This window comes from Aeromonas sp. Y318-1, from assembly GCF_027706125.1.
Classification (GTDB): domain Bacteria; phylum Pseudomonadota; class Gammaproteobacteria; order Enterobacterales; family Aeromonadaceae; genus Aeromonas; species Aeromonas hydrophila.
In genome coordinates, this window is the sequence record NZ_JAPDCM010000005.1 from 1 (window position 1) to 20,350 (window position 20,350).

General features: G+C 60.4%; 13 protein-coding genes, 2 tRNA genes and 1 riboswitch. Of the genes, 4 read left to right on the forward strand and 11 right to left on the reverse strand.

The genetic code is table 11. From position 1 onward, the window contains the following. Positions 1–350: 350 nt before the first annotated feature. From OKB87_RS08815 to OKB87_RS08825, 3 genes are all read right to left on the reverse strand, one after another. Positions 351–560 (reverse strand): cold-shock protein, encoded by a 210-nt coding sequence (locus tag OKB87_RS08815; protein ID WP_011707209.1) that lies wholly within the window; start codon positions 558–560, stop codon positions 351–353. 272 nt (positions 561–832) lie between these two features. After that, the gene (locus OKB87_RS08820; RefSeq protein WP_043120832.1) at positions 833–1,501 is read right to left on the reverse strand and encodes a LysM-like peptidoglycan-binding domain-containing protein; all 669 of its coding nucleotides are present in this window, start codon (positions 1,499–1,501) and stop codon (positions 833–835) included. A 98-nt stretch (positions 1,502–1,599) separates the two neighbouring features. Then, entirely contained in the window at positions 1,600–3,702 is a 2,103-nt protein-coding gene (locus OKB87_RS08825) for a methyl-accepting chemotaxis protein (protein WP_270827172.1), read from the reverse strand. 260 nt (positions 3,703–3,962) lie between these two features. Here OKB87_RS08825 and gltX point away from each other — a divergent pair, with 260 nt between their 5' ends. From gltX to OKB87_RS08840, 3 genes are all read left to right on the forward strand, one after another. Further along, positions 3,963–5,378 (forward strand): glutamate--tRNA ligase, encoded by a 1,416-nt coding sequence (gene gltX / locus OKB87_RS08830; protein ID WP_270827173.1) that lies wholly within the window; start codon positions 3,963–3,965, stop codon positions 5,376–5,378. A 237-nt stretch (positions 5,379–5,615) separates the two neighbouring features. Further along, positions 5,616–5,691 (forward strand) — tRNA-Ala (locus OKB87_RS08835). A 28-nt stretch (positions 5,692–5,719) separates the two neighbouring features. After that, positions 5,720–5,795, forward strand: a tRNA-Ala gene (locus OKB87_RS08840). A 135-nt stretch (positions 5,796–5,930) separates the two neighbouring features. Here the strand turns inward: OKB87_RS08840 and OKB87_RS08845 are convergent. Beyond that, complete coding sequence (locus OKB87_RS08845; RefSeq protein ID WP_270827174.1) at positions 5,931–8,075, reverse strand: ExeM/NucH family extracellular endonuclease; 2,145 nt, start codon at positions 8,073–8,075, stop codon at positions 5,931–5,933. A gap of 296 nt (positions 8,076–8,371) precedes the next feature. Beyond that, a riboswitch (cyclic di-GMP riboswitch) is annotated at positions 8,372–8,457 on the forward strand. Between the two features lie 115 nt (positions 8,458–8,572). Between OKB87_RS08845 and OKB87_RS08850 the strand changes: the two genes are divergently transcribed. Then, on the forward strand, positions 8,573–11,608 hold the full coding sequence (locus OKB87_RS08850; RefSeq protein ID WP_429169301.1) for a glycosyl hydrolase family 18 protein: 3,036 nt from the start codon (positions 8,573–8,575) through the stop codon (positions 11,606–11,608). A gap of 271 nt (positions 11,609–11,879) precedes the next feature. Here the strand turns inward: OKB87_RS08850 and OKB87_RS08855 are convergent, their stop codons facing one another. From OKB87_RS08855 to OKB87_RS08885, 7 genes are all read right to left on the reverse strand, one after another. Further along, positions 11,880–13,115 (reverse strand): tetratricopeptide repeat protein, encoded by a 1,236-nt coding sequence (locus OKB87_RS08855; RefSeq protein ID WP_024943513.1) that lies wholly within the window; start codon positions 13,113–13,115, stop codon positions 11,880–11,882. 11 nt (positions 13,116–13,126) lie between these two features. After that, positions 13,127–13,762, reverse strand: a complete 636-nt coding sequence (locus tag OKB87_RS08860; protein WP_024943514.1) for an energy transducer TonB — start codon at positions 13,760–13,762, stop codon at positions 13,127–13,129. A 16-nt stretch (positions 13,763–13,778) separates the two neighbouring features. Then, complete coding sequence (locus tag OKB87_RS08865) at positions 13,779–14,186, reverse strand: ExbD/TolR family protein (protein ID WP_010633018.1); 408 nt, start codon at positions 14,184–14,186, stop codon at positions 13,779–13,781. Between the two features lie 67 nt (positions 14,187–14,253). Next, entirely contained in the window at positions 14,254–14,781 is a 528-nt protein-coding gene (locus OKB87_RS08870; RefSeq protein WP_029304345.1) for a MotA/TolQ/ExbB proton channel family protein, read from the reverse strand. A 10-nt stretch (positions 14,782–14,791) separates the two neighbouring features. Further along, positions 14,792–16,165, reverse strand: a complete 1,374-nt coding sequence (locus tag OKB87_RS08875) for a MotA/TolQ/ExbB proton channel family protein (RefSeq protein WP_045789104.1) — start codon at positions 16,163–16,165, stop codon at positions 14,792–14,794. Continuing rightward, the gene (locus OKB87_RS08880; protein WP_016351821.1) at positions 16,162–16,926 is read right to left on the reverse strand and encodes a DUF3450 domain-containing protein; all 765 of its coding nucleotides are present in this window, start codon (positions 16,924–16,926) and stop codon (positions 16,162–16,164) included. Before OKB87_RS08880 ends, OKB87_RS08875 begins: the two co-directional genes overlap by 4 nt. A gap of 110 nt (positions 16,927–17,036) precedes the next feature. Beyond that, complete coding sequence (locus tag OKB87_RS08885; protein ID WP_270827175.1) at positions 17,037–19,643, reverse strand: TonB-dependent receptor plug domain-containing protein; 2,607 nt, start codon at positions 19,641–19,643, stop codon at positions 17,037–17,039. Between the last annotated feature and the right edge of the window lie 707 nt (positions 19,644–20,350).

Consider the following 20,350-nt stretch of genomic DNA (forward strand, 5'->3'; position numbering starts at 1 on the left):
GGAATAGCTCAGTTGGTAGAGCACGACCTTGCCAAGGTCGGGGTCGCGAGTTCGAGTCTCGTTTCCCGCTCCAATCTCTCTTCGAAGTTCTCATCATCCCTTTGAATTGCCCATCATATCGCGCCGCGATGATTTGCCGTGTCCGGCGTTCAGCCAGATCAGGCCCATGTCTTCTGTAGCCGCTTCGTGCGCAGGTGCTGGGGAGGGCTGTGGTTATAGGCAAGCTTATGATTGTCGTGGGGAGGGTTGCTGTTGCTGCGGGCAGGCTTGTGAGCGTGGCGGGGAAGGGGAAACGGTGGGCAAAAAAATAGGAGGGCCGATGGCTCCTCCTACAGGCTCACTGGCGTGGCTTAGAGCAGGGTAACGTTCTCAGCCTGAGGGCCTTTTTTGCCCTGGGTCACAGTGAACTGGACTTTTTGACCTTCAGCCAGGGTCTTGAAACCGGCGCTCTGGATGGAGGAGAAGTGAACGAAAACGTCCGGTCCCTGGGATTGCTCGATGAAGCCAAAACCCTTGGTCTCATTGAACCATTTTACTTGGCCGGTGCGAATGTCAGACATGTGGTAAGTCCTATCTATAACAAAATGAAACTAAGCCTTGTTGGGCAGCATTTGCCTAGAAATCAGGGGTTGAAGCATGACTGACCACGTCAATTTGTCCCAGTAGCATGTAGAACAATCCCTGTCTAAAGCACAAACGATTGTACGTGAGCGCGATCCCTTGTCAATTTGGCACTTTTCATTTTTTGAGCAAGCTAAAAATATTGTGAACTCAGCGGCTTATTTCATGGATTCAGGTCAAAAAAACGGGAGGCACCAGGCCTCCCGTTGTTTCATTCCTTGAGGGCGAATCCTTCGCCCTGTCGGTCGTAGCGGTAGATGGCCTGACCGTAGGAGCGGATCTCGACCCGCTGGATGCGGCGGGTATCATCGATCAGGATGAACACGGCCCGGCCCGATTGCAGGCGGGTCAGCGGCCGATCAGGCCCTTCGATGGCGATCAGGCGGCTGAGCTCGGCGCCCGGCAGCTCGAACTTGCGGAAGATGGAGTAGAGAGTCTCGCCGGCTTGCACGTCGTGCTGCAGCCAGGTGCCATCCACCTTCTCTTCCACCGGTTTGGCAGCAGCCGGCGCACTGCCTGCGGCGCCATTGCCGACGGTGAGGGCCTGCGCCGGTACGGCGATGGGGACCGCCAGCGAACCGGACGGCGCGGCTTTGGGCGCGGGGGCGGCCGGCTCCCAGGCCAGCACCAGCAACCAGAGCGGGATCAGGATCAGCAGCCCTATGGTGTGCTTGCGCGGCAGCGGGCTGGCCAGCTTGAACTTGCCTGTTTTGGCTTCCTGGCCGCGTTGGCCAAGTCCGCTCATGCCCTGGCCGATGCGTTGACGCAGGGGCAGGGTGGCGGCATTGATACGATGGAGCAGGGATCCTTGTGATTCGTCTTGGCGACGCTGCTGGGCTCGTCTGTTGTGGCCACGGGGGCGACGGTCCGGGGTGGGCACGGCATTTACCTCTCACTACATTGCCTGCCATCAGGCAAATTCGTGCCTATGGTAAACGGACTCGCCCCCGAGGGGGAGAGTCCTGAGGTGGAAAATTATCAGCTGAGACGAAATTGTCCCAGTAATTGCTGTAAACGCTCGGCCGCCTGGCGCAACGCCTGGCTGGCTTTGGCCGTTTCGGTCGCATCCAGTGCGATGTCGTTGGCCAGTGCGTTGGTTTTTGACAGGTTGCCGGAGACGGTCTCGGAAACCGAGCTCTGCTCTTCGGCAGCGGAGGCGATCTGGTAGGTCATGTCGTTGATGGTGGAGATGGCCTGATAGATGCTGCCGAGCGCCTCTTCCGCCAGATCCGCCTCGCCCACCGCCTGATGGGTCAGCTGCTGGCTCTGGTTGATGGCGTTGACCGCGTTGGCCGAGCTGTGGCGGATCTTCTCGATCAGCTCCTGGGTATTCTGCACCGCCTGCTGGGTGTTGCCCGCCAGCTTGCGTACCTCGTCGGCCACCACCGCAAAGCCGCGGCCCTGCTCGCCGGCCCGGGCCGCCTCGATGGCGGCGTTCAGCGCCAGCAGGTTGGTCTGATCGGCGATCCCCTGAATGACAGTGAGGATGCTGGTGATCTGCTCGCTGTCGTGGGCCAGCCCCTCGACTACCTCGGCCCCCTTGCCGGCCTCGGCGGCCACCTTGTGCATCGACTGGATCACCTGCTGGAAGCGTACCTTGCCCTGATCCGCCGCCCCCTGGGCCTGCTTGGCCGAGTCGGCGGTGTTGTTGGCGTGGGTCGCTACCTCCTGGCTGACGTAGGACATCTCCTGCACCGCGGTCAGCATCTGCTCCATCTCTGCCTGGTGGTGCTGCAGGTTGGTGTCGGTCTGGCCGGCGATGCGATCCGTGTCGCCGGCGTGACGGTTGACCTCGCTGGCGGTCTTGAGCACATCCCCCAGCAGCACCTGCAGCTTGTCGATAAAGCGGTTGATGCCCTTGGCCAGATCCCCCAATTCATCGCGGGACTGGGTACTGAGCCGCTTGGTGAGATCCCCTTCGCCATCGGCGATGTCATCCACCAGGCTGACCATCTGGCGGATGGGGCCGGTGATGCTGCGGGCAATCACCAGCATGGTGGCCAGCGCCAGCACCAGCACGACGACGGCGCCCACCAGTTGCTGGGTCATGGCGGCCCGGTTCATGTCGCTCAGCTGGGCTTCCAGCTGGTCGGCCCCGGCCAGCACCACCTTGTAGGGCAGGGTGACGATGATGGCCCAGTTGCGGCTCATGCCAGGCACCGCGATGGGCACCGAGATACGAAACGCATCGTCGAGCTCCTGGCGCTGTACCTCGGGTTTGAGGTACTGCTGCCAGCCGTTGCCAAGCAGTTTGTCGGCGCGGCTGCCGAGCAGGCTGGCATCACCGCTGGTGCCGGTGATGACGCCGGCAGCGCTGACGATCAGGGTCTCGCCCTTGCCGTCATAGATGTTGCTGTTGAGGGACTGGGCCTGACGGCTGATGGAGTCCACCGCCAGATCGAGCGCGGCGATCCCCTTGAACTGGCCGCCCACCATGATGGGGGTGGTGATGGTGCTCACCAGCACCTGCTGGCCGTTGATGTCCACCTTGAAGGGGTCGATGAGGCAGGAGCGTCCCTCCCGTTTCGGGCAGGCGTAGTAGTCGTTGGCCGGATTGCCGAACTCGTCCGGATCGCTCTTCTCGATGGAGAGCAGCAGGTCGGTGCCGATGCTCTCCTTGTCGCGATAGAAGTAGGGCACGAAGCGTCCCTTGCTGTCACTGCCCAGCGCCGTCTGGCCGGCGAAGCTGGCATCCTGGCCGTCGAAGCCGTTGGGTTCGAAGCCGGCGAAGGCGCCGTAGAGCTGGGGTTCGAGGGCGAGCTGGGCCTTGAGTAGGTCGGTGGCCTGCTGGCGATCCAGCGGCAGTTTGCCCTCCTGCTGCAGGGCGAGGGTGCTGGCCATCTGCTGGGTATAGGAGAGCCCCTTTTGCAGCAACTGGGTGATGGTGGCGGCCTCGGCACGGGCGTTGGCGCTGACCTTCTGCCATGCCTCCTGCTGCAGGGCGGCGCGGCTGGAGCTGATGGTCAGCTTCTGGGTCTGTTGACCCGAGTACTGGTTGAGCAGGATCAGGATGACCAGGGCGGCGGTCATGGCGATCCCGGCCATCACCAGAATGCGATTCTGGATAGAACGGAACTGCATCGTCTCTTCCTTGTTGGTGAGCGTTATTTGGATATCGGCCGGAGGAGGCAGCTCTCCAACACTTGTCATAGCAAAACGGAAACCGGGATTTTGTTTTGCGATCCCCTTCAAATATCAGGTGGCAAGCGGCCGGGACGCCTGTGTAACCCCCTACTTTTGCCCGCTGCGGCTGCATGGTTTTCCCATCCGTCATTGTCGGTGCTAAAATGCGACGGTTTTTTTAACGAATTGGCCCAAGGCCCTCTACACAAGGCTTAAAGATGAAAGTCAAAACCCGTTTTGCTCCCAGCCCGACCGGCTTTTTGCATGTCGGCGGTGCCCGTACCGCACTCTATTCCTGGTTGTTTGCAAAGAACCAGGGCGGTGAGTTCGTGCTGCGTATCGAGGATACCGACCTGGAACGTTCCACTCAGGAGGCGATCGACGCCATCATTGAGGGCATGGAATGGCTGGAGCTGAACTGGGATGAGGGCCCCTACTACCAGACCAAGCGCTTCGATCGCTACAACGGCCTGATCGACGAGATGCTGGCTGACGGCCGTGCCTACAAGTGCTACTGCTCCAAGGAGCGGCTGGAAGCGCTGCGCGAAGGCCAGATGGCCAACGGCGAGAAGCCCCGCTATGACGGCAAGTGCCGCGATCACGCCCACGATCACCCGGCCGATGCGCCGCACGTTATTCGCTTCCGCAACCCGACCGAAGGCTCCGTGGTGTTCGATGACCACGTCCGTGGCCGCATCGAGTTCGCCAACACCGAGCTGGACGATCTGATCATCCGCCGTACCGACGGCGCGCCGACCTACAACTTCTGTGTGGTGGTCGATGACTGGGACATGGAGATCACCCACGTGGTGCGTGGCGAAGACCACATCAACAACACCCCGCGCCAGATCAACATCTACAAGGCGCTGAACGCGCCGGTACCGGAGTTTGCCCACGTCTCCATGATCCTGGGTGACGACGGCGCCAAGCTCTCCAAGCGCCACGGTGCGGTCTCCGTGATGCAGTACCGCGACGACGGTTACCTGCCGGAAGCGCTGCTGAACTATCTGGTGCGTCTGGGCTGGTCCCACGGCGATCAGGAGATCTTCAGCCTGGACGAGATGATCAAGCTGTTCAGCCTGGATGCCATCTCCAAGTCTGCCTCCGCCTTCAACACCGACAAGCTGCTGTGGCTGAACAACCACTACATGCGCAGCCTGGATCCGGTCTATGTGGCCAAGCATCTGGCCTGGCACATGGCCGACCAGAAGATCGATACCAGCAAGGGCCCGTCACTGCCAGAGGTGGTGACTCTGCTGGCCGAGCGCTGCAACACCCTGGTCGAGATGGCCGCCCAGAGCCGCTACCTGTTCGAAGATTTTGAGGCCATCGACGAAGCGGCTGCCAAGAAGCATCTGCGCGGCGTGGCTGCCGAGCCGCTGACCCTGGCCAAGGCCAAGCTGGCTGCCCTGGATAGCTGGACTACCGAAGCGCTGCACGAGCTGATTGAAGCGACCGCCGCCGAGCTGGGTCAGGGCATGGGCAAGGTCGGCATGCCGCTGCGTGTGGCGGTCACCGGTCTCGGTCAGTCCCCTGCCATCGACGCCGTGATGGCGCTGGTGGGTAAGGAGCGGGTTCTTGCCCGCATCGACCGCGCTTTGGCGTATATCGAAGCGCGCATGGCCGCCGAATAAGCGCCAGCCAGTGCTTGAGAAAGGGCTCCCGTACGGGGGCCCTTTGTTTTTGGCCAAAGGCCGGTTTTGTGACATAAAACAGCGAGATAGCTGTGTCATTGCCGGTTAAATCGGCTAACTGCTTGAATTTTGACTAAACGCGCGAATCGGCGTTATTTTTGGGTTGACAGCAAAGCGGTCGGTGCCTATCATGCGCCTCCGTTGCCGGAGATAACTTTGGTAGCGCCGAGGTGAGTTGGGGTTATAGCTCAGCTGGGAGAGCGCTTGCATGGCATGCAAGAGGTCCGCGGTTCGATCCCGCGTAGCTCCACCAAATTCTCCTCGAACAATCTGGAATCCAAGGGGTTATAGCTCAGCTGGGAGAGCGCTTGCATGGCATGCAAGAGGTCCGCGGTTCGATCCCGCGTAGCTCCACCATCTTTCGTAACGAAAGTAGAAAAGGCCACCGCACTGCGGTGGCCTTTTTGTTTTGTGCTCGGCACACCGGTTGTGCCGGCCGGCCGATAAAAAGCCCGCATCGCTGCGGGCTTTTGGTTTGATGGCGATGAGTCATCAGCCGTGGCGACGACGCCAGGCCAGCGGCAGCAGTGCCAGCAGCAGGGCGCCCATGGCACCGCCACCGCCGTTGCTCTCCTCTTTCAGCTTGAGGTCGACGATGATGGGGTCGTGGTCGGAGGCGCTGAACGGGTTGTCAGACTTGATCATGTCGCCGGTGAAGTCCCGGCCGTACTCGAACAGGTTGCTCTCGAACGAGTTGATGTGCCAGTCGGCCACGGCGATCACCTTGCCGGCCAGCGCCGGGTTGGCGAGGGCATAGTCCAGAGTGCCGAGCTCGGCCTCGTAGCTGTAGGAGATGGCCTTCTCCTTGTTGAACTTGACGTTCATGTCCACCAGGCCGTAGCTCTTGGCCACTTCGCTGCCGGTCTGCTCAAAGACCTGGTCACCGAGGAAGGTCTGGGAGGCGGAGACTATCTTGCGCTGACCGTCGGTCGGCACATAGTCGGTCAGCACCCGGATCGCATCTTCCCGGGCGTAGGAGTTGAAGTCGCCCACCAGCAGCACCTGACCGGGCAGCTTGTTCACCGCCTCGCCCAGCACCTTGGCGGCGCTGACCCGAAACTCGGTGCACTTGCCCTGCAGATCGGCCGGCTCCTTGCCATCCAGGTTCTCGAGACAGCCTGAACCCTTGGACTTCAGGTGGTTGACCACCAGGGTCAGCGGATCCTTGCTGCCTTCAACGGTGAAGGTCTGCACCAGGGAGTCACGCTGGGAGGCCTGTTTCTCGACCCCTTTGGCATCCAGGTACTTCTGCACCGGCAGGGTGATGACGTTGGCGTCCCCTTGCGGTGCCAGCTTGGCCGGCCGGTAGATCATGGCCACCATGATGGCGTCGCCACCGAAGTAGTGCTCGCCCTGCAGCAGCGCCTTGGGCAGGGTGACGAAGGCGTACTGCTTGCCCGCCTCTTTCTGCTGGGCGTTGAGGGCCTGTACCAGGTCGCTGATGGCGGAGTGGCTGTCAAAGCCGTTGTTCTCCATCTCCATCAGGCCAAGCAGGTCGGCATCCATCTCGGTGATGGCATTGACGATCTTGGCGCGCTGTTTCTGGAAATCTTCCAGGTTCTTGGCGCCGCGGTTGCAGCCCTTGGCGCTGTCCGCATCCGCCTGATCCTTGCACAGCACGTTGAGGGCACCGCCCACGCTGGAGTGGCTGGTGAAGTAGTTGAGCACGTTGAAGCTGCCGACGCGCAGATCGGTACCGTCGGCACGGGCCGGGGCGCTCTGGCGGTCGTTGTCGCTGGTGCGCAGCAGATCGCCGGCAGTGATCACCTGATCCTGCGGCACGATCAGCCGGTACTCGTTGTAGCTGTAACCCACCATGGCGTCCAGATTGACCGGGGCATCGCCGATGCGCAGGTAACCCTGCTCCGGCTCCCAGGCCGGCAGCCAGGGCAGTTTGCCGTCGGCGGCCTTGAAGTCCGATTCGAGGAACACCCGGTTGCCGGCGTTGGCCTTGGCCAGCGCCTTGGCGGCCTTGCTGTCGGCATCGTGCAGCTGGGTCGGTTTCATCAGCGGTGCCTGGTGGGAGAGCACCAGGTTGTTGCGTCGGGCGGCGTAGTCGTAGCTGAAGTTGCGGCTGATTTTGAGCGCGCTGTCGGCGTCGAGCCGTACCCGCATCCCTTCGTGGCGCTCCAGCGCCCGGGCCAGGGTCTCGTTTTCCAGCACCCGCAGCGGGATGGCGGCCGGGACCGAGCCCTGGGCGACGACCTGCAGGCGTGGGGTACCGCTGTCAAACACCGGCTTGAGCTGGGTGTGGTTGTAATACTCCTCGACCTTGGCCTCCAGGCAGACTTCGGCACCCGGCTTGATGTCCGGATGCTTGCTGGCGAAGTTCTTGTCGTTCAGGAAGACGAAGATGCCGTCCGAGGTCTGGGGGTTGCCGTCGCCCTGCACATCCAGCAGGTAGAAACCCTTGTTGAGGCTCTCGCCAAGGCCAGAGACCACTGCCTTGACCGTGACGCTCTGGGGGCTTTCGAACTTGTCGGCGGGAATGAGCGGGCTCTTGTCGCCGCTGCCCTGAATGACCGGGATCGGGGTGAGGGCACTGTCGGCCGGGCAGCTGAAGCCGGCGGCATAGACGGACGGGGAGGCGAGCGCAAGCCCCACGGCCAGCGACAGCAGGGTACGTGTTCCTTTCATAACTGTTCCTTTTTTATTTTTTGCCAGTGTTTCCATAGCCTTGGCGCATTGGCCAAGGGCGCGCATTGTCACATTTCTGGCATGTCATACCAGTGAGCCAACGCACATTACGGGGATACAAATGAGGGCAATGCCGGTTTTTTTGACTTGGCTAACAGTATGAAATTAATGACAAAAGAGTTATTTCGTCACATCAGTGAAAATGTGATCTGGCTGGCATCCACATATTTTTCCTCGAGAATGAAGATTGAGACTCGGCTGGTTGATTCCTATACTCGGCTTGTTCCTCACGGAACCCAGGTAAAGGGCAAACCGGTCGAGATGCCGGGACGCAATGCCTCCGGTCTTCAGATCGTGCGATCCAGATAGCGGGGCTTCCCAGGGTGAGGGTGATGTTTGTGGCAGGTCCATTGCCAGTTGTCTGCGCCCATCACGCAGGTTGCGCTTGTTCTTTGCCTTGGTGACCAATGCCAAGACAAAACAAGGAAGATAACAATATGCAACAGACCCTAAGGCCCAGCAGGCTTGCCATGCTGGTGGCTTTGGCTGCCATGCCCGCCTGGGCACAGGCCGCCTATCCCGCCTATCAGGCCGGTACCGCCTACAAGGCCGGCGACATCGTCAGCAACGTCGGCAATCTCTATGAGTGCAAAGAATTTCCCTACTCCGGCTGGTGCGGGGCCTCGCCCTATCACTACGCCCCCGGGGTGGGTGTGGTCTGGGCCGATGCCTGGAAACTCTATGGCGGGGACGTGCCGCCCCCGGCGCTCGGCGTAGCCGTCAGCTCGCCGGCTGCCGGCGCCAGTTTCAACGAGGGGGCCAGCGTCGCGCTGGCGGTGACTCTGAGCGGCCCGGTGACGGCGCTGGTTCGGGTGGAATACCTCATCGACGGCAAGCTGGTGGCCACGGCGAGCGCCTCGCCCTGGAACGGCAGCTGGAGTGCCGCCGGTGTCGGCGCCCATGCCCTCAAGGTACGGGCACTGGATAAAGATGGCAAGGTGCTGAGCGAGGCGGATTCGAGCTTCAACGTCGCCGCCGTGGTGGCGCCAGAGGCGCCCAAGGTGAGCATCAGCAGTCCGGCCAGCGGCGCCAAGGTGACCCTGGGTCGCAGCGTGGCGGTGAGCGGCAACGTCACCGATGCCAACAACGACGTCGCCAAGGTCGAGCTGTTCGTCGATGGCAAGAAGGTGGGTGAAGACACCAGTGCCCCCTGGCAGGTGAACTGGACGCCCCAGAGCAAGGGGCTGGCCGGCCTCAAGCTGGTGGCGACCGACAAGGAGAACCTGAGCGGCGAATCGAGCCAGGTTGACGTACAGGTGGAAGAGGCAGCCCTGCCGCCTACCGGTGGCAACCTCTCCTGCGACATTCGCCAGATCTACCGCCCGGACGGTTACGAGTGCATGGGGGATGATCACGCCCGTCGGGTCATCGGTTATTTCACCTCCTGGCGTACCGGCAAGAACGGCTTGCCCTCCTATCTGGTGAGCGATATCCCCTGGGACAAGATCACCCACATCAACTACGCCTTCGCGGCGGTGGACGAGCAGAGCCACACCATCAAGGTGGACGACTCGGCGACCAAGATGACCTGGGACGGCGTGCCGGGTGCCGAGATGGATCCGGAGTTTGCCTACAAGGGCCACTTCAACCTGCTGTCGAAGTACAAGAAGCAGTATCCGGACGTGAAGACCCTGATCTCGGTGGGGGGCTGGGCCGATACCCGCGGCTTCTATACCGCTACCACCAAGGGTGACTGCTCGGTCAACAATGACGGCATCAACGCCTTTGCCAACTCGGCGGTGAGCTTCATCCGTCAGTACGGCTTTGACGGGGTCGACGTCGACTACGAATACCCCACCTCCATGAAGGATGCGGGCAACCCCAATGACTTCCCGCTCTCCAACCAGTGCCGCGGCAAGCTGTTTGCCAACTACAAGGTGCTGATGCAGACCCTGCGCAGCAAACTCGACAGCGCCGGCAGCGAGGATGGTCGCAAGTACATGCTGACCATTGCCTCGCCGGCCTCGGCCTACCTGCTGCGCGGCATGGAGAACTTCCAGGTCACCCAGTACCTCGACTACGTCAACCTGATGACCTACGACTTCCACGGCGCCTGGAACAACTTCGTCGGTCACAACGCGGCCCTGTTTGACAACAAGGCTGATGCCGAACTTGCCCACTGGGGCGTCTATACCCAGAGCCAGTTTGGCGGTATCGGCTACCTCAACGCGGCCTGGTCTGCCCACTACTTCCGTGGCGCCCTGGCGGCCGGCAAGATCAACGTGGGTGTGCCTTACTACACCCGCGGCTGGCAAGGGGTCAGCGGTGGCACTCACGGCCTGGCCGGCAAGGCAGCCCTGCCGAGCCAGAGCGATTGTCAGCCGGGCACCGGTGGCAGCACCATTCCGTGCGGCAACGGGGCGGTCGGCATCGACAACATCTGGCATGATCTCGACAAGAACGGCAAGGAGATCGGTGGTGGCGCCGTGCCCATGTGGCATGCCAAGAACCTGGAGAACGCCGCCAGCCTGGGTATCACCACCATGCCGAGCTACGGCCAGGCCTGGGGTCTGGATCCCAACAACCCGGCTCACGTGATACAGGGCAAGTACGTGCGTTACTACGATGACAAGGCGCAGGCACCTTGGCTGTGGAACGAAGAGAAGAAGGTGTTCCTCTCCACCGAAGATGAAGAGTCCATGGGCCACAAGCTCGACTACATCGTCAAGCGGGGCCTGGGCGGGGTCATGTTCTGGGAGATGGCGGGTGACTACGCCTTCGATCCGGCCAAGAACGAGTACGGTATGGGCAGCACGCTGACCACGCTCGCCTACGAGAAGTTCGCCAAGGCAGCCAAGTACAACACCAAGCAGAACGATCTGGCGGCGCCAACCACCCAGCTCGACATCGCGGTGAGCCTCTCCGGCTTCAAGGAGGGGGATTCCAACTACCCGATCAACCCGACCCTGAAGCTCACCAACAACTCGACCCAGACCATTCCTGGCGGTACTCGCATCGAGTTCCTGGTGCCCACCTCCACCTCCGACACCATCACCGACCAGAGCGGGATGGGGCTGAAAGTGGTGGAGAGCGGTGGCAACCAGAACTCCGACGGCATCGCCAACGAGAAGGACTTCCACAAGGCGGCCTTTACGCTGCCGACCTGGAAGGCGTGGGCGCCGGGCAGCGACGTGGAAGTGGCGATGACCTACTATCTGCCGGCCGCCGGTGTGCCGAGCGGTATCCGCATCATCAGCGGCACCCAGACCGCGGGCCTCAAGGCCGAGTTCCCGGCCCTACCGGAGGCCGTATTGGGCAGCAGTGGTGGCGGTGAGAACCCGGGCGGCGCCACCTGCAGCAGCCAGAACGTCAACCCGGCCGCCTACAAGGCCTATCCGACCTGGCCGCAGGGGGATCACGCCAACGGCGGTGATCGGATGACCAACAACAAGGCGGTGTGGCAGGCCAACTGGTGGACCAGCAGCGAGCCCAAGGCGGGTGACGGCAGCTGGAAGCTGGTTTGCAGCTACTGATGACCGCTTGAGGGGCTGGTCGGTACTCAGCCAGTCCTCTCGCAAGGCAATGACCCAATCCGGAGCCCAAGCTCCGGATTTTTTTATGGCGGGATAATAAATGCAGGGACATAAAAAAGACCGCTCCGGGGAGCGGCCAATTGCCACCAAGGCAATCTGCGGGGTGACCCCCTTGTTGTTGACCGGCAGGGCGGGGAGGGTGCCCGTCCTGCCGGGTGTCATTGCGTGTCATGCCGGGAACAGATGCCCCGGGCCGGCACGCCTGGGTTGCTTATTGGGTGACGGCGCCGCCCTGCTGCTCCTTCAAGAAGCTGATCCAGGGCGACGCGCGGCCACTGACGTTGCCGTTCTGGGCAGCCTGCGTGAAGGCGGAGAGCGCCTCCTTCGGTTTTTGCTGCTCAAAATAGGCGACCCCGGTCAGGAACTTCAGATCCGCCCGCTGCTCGCCGCTGGCATTGGCGGCGGGCTTGGCGGCGAAGGCCACCAGATCCTGGTAGCGCTTGCTCTGGATCATCATGCGCGCCATCTTGAGCTGCAGCTCGGCGTTGGGGGCCAGCTTGTAGGACTTGGCCAGGGTATCGATGGCCGGGTCCAGCTCCTTGGCCTGGTGCCAGTAGTTGGCCAGCGCCTTGTAGTTGGCCGCGTTGCTCTCGATGGTCCCCTCCTTCATCGCCTTCTCCATCACGCGGGCGGCGCGGTGGGGAATGCCGGCGAAGGCCAGGTAGTTGGCCAGACGCTGCAATTCGGCCGCCTCGGTCAGCATGCCGAGGTTGTAGGCCCCCTCCAGCGCCGCCAGCGCCTTGCCATCGTTGCCAGCCTGCATGTGCATGGCCGACAGCTGGGTCCAGTACTTCTTCTTCTCCGGATAGCGGTCGACCAGCGCGGTCAGCACCTCGGTGGCCGGCTTGTACTGTTTCAGCTCGTAGTGGGCCGCCATCTTCAGCAGATACCAGGACTCCGGCGCCTTGCCCGCGGAGAGCTTGATCGCGTTGTCCACCGCCGGAATGGCTTCCCGATACTGCTTGAGCTGCACATGGGCGTTGGCCAGCGTGATGTAGGCGTGCGGGGTCGGCTTCTCGTCCTTGCCCAGGCTCGCAAACCACTGGTTCATGGTACTGATGGAGGCCTTGAAGTTGCCCTCCGCCATGTAGAGCTGGGCCAGGTTGTAGCGCACCTGCTGGGCCACCGGCTGGGGCAACCCGCCGGTGGCGATGGCGTCGGCGAAGTACTTGGTCGCCTGACCGTACTTCTCCTGCTGCGCCGCTACGAAGCCCAGGGTCTGCAAAATGACCCCCTTGTCGTAGACCCGCTCGCCGGCGCCGGACAGCGCCTCCTGCAGCTTGGCATTGGCCTCGCCGTATTTTTTCTCGGTGATCAGTGCCTGCGCCTTGTTGACCGCGCGGTAGGCGCGATCAGAGAGAGCAGGCTGCTCGGCGGCCCAGCCGGCGGTGCTGAGCAGCACCGCCATGGCGACCGGGGCGAGGATCAGGGTATGTAACTTTTTCATCGCCACCTTCCTTAGTTGACCGCAAACTCGATTTCTTGCTGCATGCGGGTGGCCTGCGGTTTGCCATCGACCATGGCCGGCTTGAACGTCCATTTGGCGATGGTCTTGCGGGCCTCCTTGCCGAGGTCGTAGCTGCGAGGATCCTCCTTGACGATCCGCACGTTGCTGACGGTGCCGCGCTCGGTGACGGTGAACTCCACCAGTACCTTGCCGGAGGCGAGGCCGGCCAGCGCCGCCTTGCGGGGCATCATGGGCTCGAAGGTCGCCAGCGGAATGGCGCCGTTGTTGCCACCCATGCCGCCACCACCGCCGCCGGTGCTGTAGGCACCGAGGGCGTTGCCACCACCGATGTTGACCGGGATGTCGAGTTTGGGCATGTCCATCGGCGAGCTCTCCATCTGCGGCCGATCCGTGCTGGCCACTTCCATCTCGGGAGGGGGAGGGGGCCGGTTCGGGGGCGGCGGCTTGGGCAGCTCGCGTTGTCTCTCTTGCAGGGTCTCCTGAGGCTTGATGCGGATGAAGTCGGTCATGCTGACGTCCTCCTTCTCCACCAACTCCCGGTGATCCGGTGTGATGAGCTTGTTCATTCCCAGAAACAGGAAGAACACCACCACACAGGAGACCGCCAACGATATCAGGTATCTCATGGTGCTCGCTCCGGCATCAGCTGCTCTTGCTCGCCGCGATGGAGATGTTCTGGACACCGGCCATGCGGATCTGATCCATGACCTGGACCACCAGACCTGAACGGGATTCGGTATCGGCCTGGATCACCACGGCGCTCTCCGGGTTTTCGGCTCGCAGCCGCTCGATGTTGGCGCGCACGGCACCTACTTCGACGATGCGCTTGTCGACCCAGACCTGGCCGTTTTCACGGACCGCGACCATGATGTTCCCCTTCTTCACCGTCTCGGCCGTGCTGGCGCTCGGGCGGTTGATCTCCACGCCGGACTCCTTGACGAACGAGGTGGTGACGATGAAGAAGATCAGCATGATGAACACTATGTCCAGCATGGGGGTCAAATCGATGGCCGCCTCATCAGCACTGCTGTCGCTGTGACGTTTTCTCATGGCAAAAACTCCTTGCTTGTTCTGTGCCCCCGCCAGAGCCGGGCCCGGCGGGGGAGTGCATCCTGCATCAACCGTGTTTCAGGTTGTCTTCCAGCTTCTCGACCGCCAGCTTGGCCTTGTGATCGAGCTGGTTGACAAAAAACAGGCCGGAAAGGGCGGCAATCATGCCTGCCATGGTCGGTACCGTAGCCTTGGAGATCCCCGAGGCCATCGCCCGCGGTGAGCCGGTGCCGGTGATGGCCAGGGTGTCGAACACCTGCACCATGCCGACCACAGTCCCGAGCAGCCCCATCAGCGGGCAGAGGGCGATCAACACCTTGATGACCGGCATCCCCTTGTCCACCGCCATGGCCACCCGGGAGACCAGCTCGCGCCGGATCTGCTTGGCGGACCAGGAGAGGTGATCGGTGCGGGCCAGCCAGGCGGCCTTGGTCTGCTTCACCTGTTTGGGGTAGACCGCCATGAAGTAGAACCAGCGCTCCAGCAGCAGGGCCCACATCATCAGGGTCAGGAAGAACAGGGCGACCAGTACGTCGCCCCCCAATCCCAGAAACCGGCGGACCGACTCGACTTCTTCAATCAACCAGAACCACATGGGTGACTCCTTACGCTGCGGCTTTGGAGGCGTGCAGACGTTCCTGGTAGCGGGCGACGAAACCGGCGCTCTGCTCTTCCAGCACCTGGATCAGACGACGGCTCTGGGTCTGTACGATGGTGTAGAGGAACAGCATGGGCACGGCGACCACCAGACCCTGCATGGTGGTGACCAGGGCTTCGGAGATACCGCCCGCCATCAGCTTGGGATCGCCGGTGCCGAACAGGGTGATGGCCTGGAAGGTGGCGATCATGCCGACCACGGTACCCAGCAGACCCAGCAACGGCGCGACCGAGGCGATCAGCTTGATGATGCTGATGCCCTTCTCGAACTTGGGCACGTTGCGCAGGATGATCTCGTCGAGCTTGGACTCCAGATCCTCGATGTTGTCGCCACGATGGCTCTGGTAGGCCCCCAGCATCTCGCCGATGGGGTTGCCCTTGATGATCTGATCGGATTTGAGCTGCTTGCGCATGGATCCGCCGATGAGGGAGAGGCGAGCGCCGCAGAACAGCGCCAGCAGGGTGCCGAGTACGCCGAGCACCATGATGACGTAGCCCACTTCACCACCCTGGTCGATCCGCTCCTTCAAGGTCGGCGACTGCACCAGCAGGGAGAGGATCACGCCGCGGGACGGGTCGACGAAGATCGGCTTGACGCCGCCGCCACCCTGTTCAAAGTCGGCGATGGGCTCCAGCACCCCTTTGTCGGGTTGGCGGGGCAGCTGTTCGAACTTGCCGGTCTCCGGCACGAAGGTCAGGTACTTGCCTTCGGAGACGGTGTTGAACTCACCGATCTGGGTGACGGTCTTCTCGGCCTGGTTGCCTTCGCCATAGACCACGGTGGCCGGGATCTGGCTCACCTTGCCACCGTCGACCATGCGGCTGAGGGTGGTGGTCCAGAAGGCGGTCAGGTCATCGCTGGAGGGCAGCTCCTTGCTTTCGGCCAGGCGGGTCAGCAGGGCGGTCTGCTCCGGATGCTCGACCCGGCGGGCAGAGGCGTTGAAGATCCCCTTGAACTCGCCGGCGAACTGGCGCAGTACCCCGAACATCTCGCCCATGTTGCCGGCACGCTGGCGCAGGGTCTCGGTCAGCTCGGTCAGCTGCTTGTCGTTGGCATCGAAGGTGGCCTTGAGCCGCTCACCCTTGGCCGTTTCGGCGGCCAGTTCGGCCTTGGCCTTGGCCAGCAGGGCGGTCTGCTCGTTCTTGTCGGCCAGGAAGCGGGCTTCCCGCTCCTTGTTGAGCTGAGATTCGGTGGTGCTGGCGGCCTTGACCTGATTGAGCAGGGCGTTCAGATCCACCGGTTTCTCGGCGGCGGTCACCGGCAGGGTGATCAGGGTAGCGCCCGCGATCAGCGAGGCGATGGCAAGTTTGATTCCTTTCATGATGCTTTCTCCGCAGTTTGAACCGGCAGCTTGATGAGGGCGGGGGGCGCCTGCTTCTTGGCGATGCGAAGGCCCTGTTCCACTGCACTGCGATACTCCTGGGGCAACTCTTCCCACTGACGGGTCTTCTTGTTCCACATGCCGGTCTCATTGCCGTCCGGGGACTGGTAGAGCAGGGCGATGCGGCCGACGCGCAGGAACTCGTAGGTCTTCTCGCCGCCATCCTTGGCCAGACTGGCCTTGTAGGATTCGATGGTGCGGCTGAAGCCCTCCTCGATCTGGTAGGCCTCCAGGATCTTGCGGTACTTCTCGGAGATGGTGACATCGGCCCGGTTCATCAGGTCGGTCAGAGCCGCGACGCGATCCTCCCGCTCGACCTTCTGGAACGGCAGATCCAGCGCCACGAACTGCTCGAGGGAGTCGATCATCTTGAGCATCAGCGGCACCACTTCGGTGCTGGTCTGATCGATCTGGGCGATCTGGCGCTGCATCGAGGCCAGTTCGCTGCTCTGGGAGTCGACCATTTTGCCTACCTGTTCGTTGTAGGTACGCAGGCTGTCGACCTGACGCAGGGCGGCCTTGTACTGGGCGAGGGCGGATTCGGCAGAGTCGGCGTAGTTGTCGATCTTCTGCTGGGATACTTTGGATGCATTGTCGGTGGCGGCTTGAGCGTCCACTGCCTGGCTGGCAGAGGCGGCACTCAGATTGAAGCTGGTCAGCAAGGCAGCAGAAACCAGGCTGCCGAGGAGCGCTTTCTTCATTGTAATTGTCCTTGTTTTCATAGGATTACCCTATCTCCGTAACTTCCTTGGACGTTGGGCAAAGCCGGCCCGACCGGGCCGGCTTGGGTTTATATCTCAACGGGAGTTGATTAAAACTTCTGGGTGTAGTCGAGGTAGTAGATACGACCATCGATGCTGTACACATCTTCGTCGTAGGTGAAACCATCGCTCTCAAGAGATGGACCTACGTTGAACATGTTCTTCACACCGACCTGGATCTTGCCGTCCCAGGGGGCATCCACACCGACGTTCAGGTTCCAGGTGGTCTGGGAGGCGATATGACCCACTTCCTCACCGGTATCGGCAATGTAGTCCTGGCTCTGGGAGTCGATGTAGCTGGCGCTCAGGTAGGTGTCCATGTTCCACCACTGCGGCACATTGACCCCGACACCGGAGTTGAAGCGCAGCTGCGGCTTGCCGTTCTGGCCAATTTTGTCTACAACCGGCCCACCGGCATAAAGACCTTCCTTGTATTCCAGGATGTAGGTACCACCGAAGTCATAACGAATGGTTGCCACGTTCAGGTCGTACTTGTAGTCAGCCTTGAAATCCAGGCCGCTGGTGTTCAGTTCACCCAGGTTGACCATGGGAGCGATAGCGCCCTTGATCTTGCCTTGGCTGTTACGAGTGATGTTGCTGGAGCTGCCGTTGTTCAGTTCGTCATAGATGATGGACTGCAGAGAGTTCAACTGGATGACGTCGGTGATTTTGACCGTGTAGTAGTCCAGTGACAGGTTCAGGTCATCCAGCGGGCTGTAAGCCACGCCGAAGTTCCAGGTGTCTGCGGTCTCTTCCTTCAGGTTTTCGTTTGAAGTCCGCGTGGTATCGTACTGTTTGTTGGGGCAAGCAGCAGCCGAGATACCGTTTGCTTCGCAGTAGACATAGTCCTTGGCCCAGTCGGCCGAGAAAGAGTCTGCAGAGTAAAGGTCACTCAGACTGGGAGCCCGGAACGAACGGGACCAAGAAGTGCGTAGCATCAGGTTGTCCAGTGGCTGGTAGCGCAGACTGGTCTTGGGTGAGAAGGCACTGCCGAAGTCGCTGTATTTGTCGAAGCGACCGGCGACGTTGAGCTCAATCTGATCTGTGATGGGTACCAGGGACTCGATGTAGGCAGCAGTCACGTCACGAACACCACCAGAGGAGTTACCGGCGGAGCCTATGATGTTGCCAGCTTCCGATTGGGCATCGTATTTGTCGGCATAGACCCAGTCGTTGTATTCGGCGCCTGCGTACCAGCTGACCGGCCCTGCCGGCAGCTCTCCCATGTCCCACTGGACACCGGCATACCACTGGTAGAAGTCCATAGTGGAACGACGGCTGGTGTCGGCGGCCATGGAGGCCGTGGTGGAGGAATCAAATTCACCACCGACAAACTTGCCATCCTCGATAGCCTTTTGGGCGGCAGATTTCAGCACATAGCCAGTGCCGTTTTCCTTGTTGTCGGTCTTGGAGTACATGTAGCCGGCGTTCCACTGCATGTCACCAACGCTTTCAGTGGCGATGGTGCCCTCAAAGCCGAGGTTCATACTGCCAGTCGTGTCTGTGACCAAGTTGTCACGGGTACCGACGTTGTTGAAACGGTAGTAGGCATAGGCAGCTTCACCCAGGCCTTGGGTAGCTGCTGCATCCAGACCGTTATCAGTGAAAAACTGCGCATTTTTTGGGTTGGCAGGATCTATGGTAAAGGCGCCTGCAGCAGGAGCAAAGCGGCTAAAGCTCTCGACCCGGGAACCAATGATCTGGGGAACGAAGTCGACGTTGTCATTGATGTGATATCGGCCATTCACATAGAGGGTGTCACGGCTGCGAGAGGCCGTCTTGGCGGCAACCTGGCCGTAATTGAAGTTACAGCCACCATCAGCGTTTACAAAGGGGTCTTTACAGGTGCCATCAGGATTGGTGGAACCTGCCAGCGGGCCATATGTCCAGATAGGATCGCCATTGCCGTCCAGGCCTGTGATGCCTTCCACGTTGCGACCGTAAACGCTGGGTGATTCGTTGCCTTGTTTGGCGAGGTAGTCACGGTCACGGCTGTAGATGATGTCCTTCTTGTCGTGCTCATAGACAGTCATCAGGGAGCCTTTTTCACCGGTAATACCGGCTACGATGGAACCGCTCTTTTCGTCACCGCCGTCTTCGCTTGGGCTACCAATTCGCCCTTGGAAGGTCAGACCTTCGTAACCCTCTTTCAGCACCACGTTGATGACGCCACCGATCGCGTCAGAACCATAGATGGCTGAGCCACCATCCAAGTTCACTTCCACCCGCTCAACAGCCGCCATGGGTATGGTGTTGAGGTTGATGGAGGTACCACCCATGGTAGGAGAACCGGCGACGCGCTTACCGTTGAGCAATACCAGAGTGCGCTCTGAGCCGAGACCGCGCAGACCAACAGTAGACTGGGACTGGAAGGAGCTACCGGAGGAGGGAGATACGCCGCCGAAGGAGTTGTAGGAGGCCTGTTTCAGGTAATCTGCCACGGTCTGCTGACCGGACTGTTCGATCTTGGCTTTGGTGACAGAGACAACCGGGGTGGCACCTTCCACGTCGACGCGCGAGATACGGGAGCCGGTGACCTTGATCTTCTGGAGTTTTTCGACGTTTTGACCCTCTTCGGCCAAAACAGGGGTGGCTACTACTGCCGCGCTCGCCAAGGCAAACGCTACGGCAGCAGAGAGTCTGCTTTTCCTAAGCATCGCTTATATCCTTCCTGGTTGTTTTTTTGTTTGCTTCCATACCGCCCTCGTTGGAGCGATGCGTAAGGCTTATCAAGCTTTGACGGCTGACGTCAATTGAGGCGGTGCGAATGGGGAAGGAGAGCGCAATAAGCTGACTATGTTTTAATACTTCTGGTTTTGCAGCGATTTATTCTGACTTGATGATATTTTACGATGTGAAATCGATGTTAAAATGAGAGCTTTCCATTTTATTGATTAATTTTGAACTTATCGATAAGGGGGATGTCTCGCTAGTTTTTATATTGTTAACCAAGACTTTTTTAGCATTATTTTCTGTTTTGGTAGCGTGTTCGGCTGAGGTTCAGATTGCATAGTCGAAGCGGATTTCAGCTTGTCCATATAGAGAAGGATAGTTTAATTCTTTTTTATCATATCTTGTTGTTTTATATAAAAAAGATGTTTTTGTTTGGCTGTTTTTGTAAATTTGATTGAAAATTTAAACGTTATTTAAATTGTTCATGTCGCAGTTTTTTATCTTGAAGTTGGCTTTTTCATAAAAAACTCACAGTAAATTCCACGGTTTGCCAAAGGGGCATGTCATTCCCTTCGTTCTACTTGATTTTTGTTGCAGAGCTTTTACAGTGACCGAGCGGATAGTCTGTCAATAACCGGCTATCCAGTGAGTAATGCCAGGAAGGACAGGCCCGTCACCGGATGTGACTGGC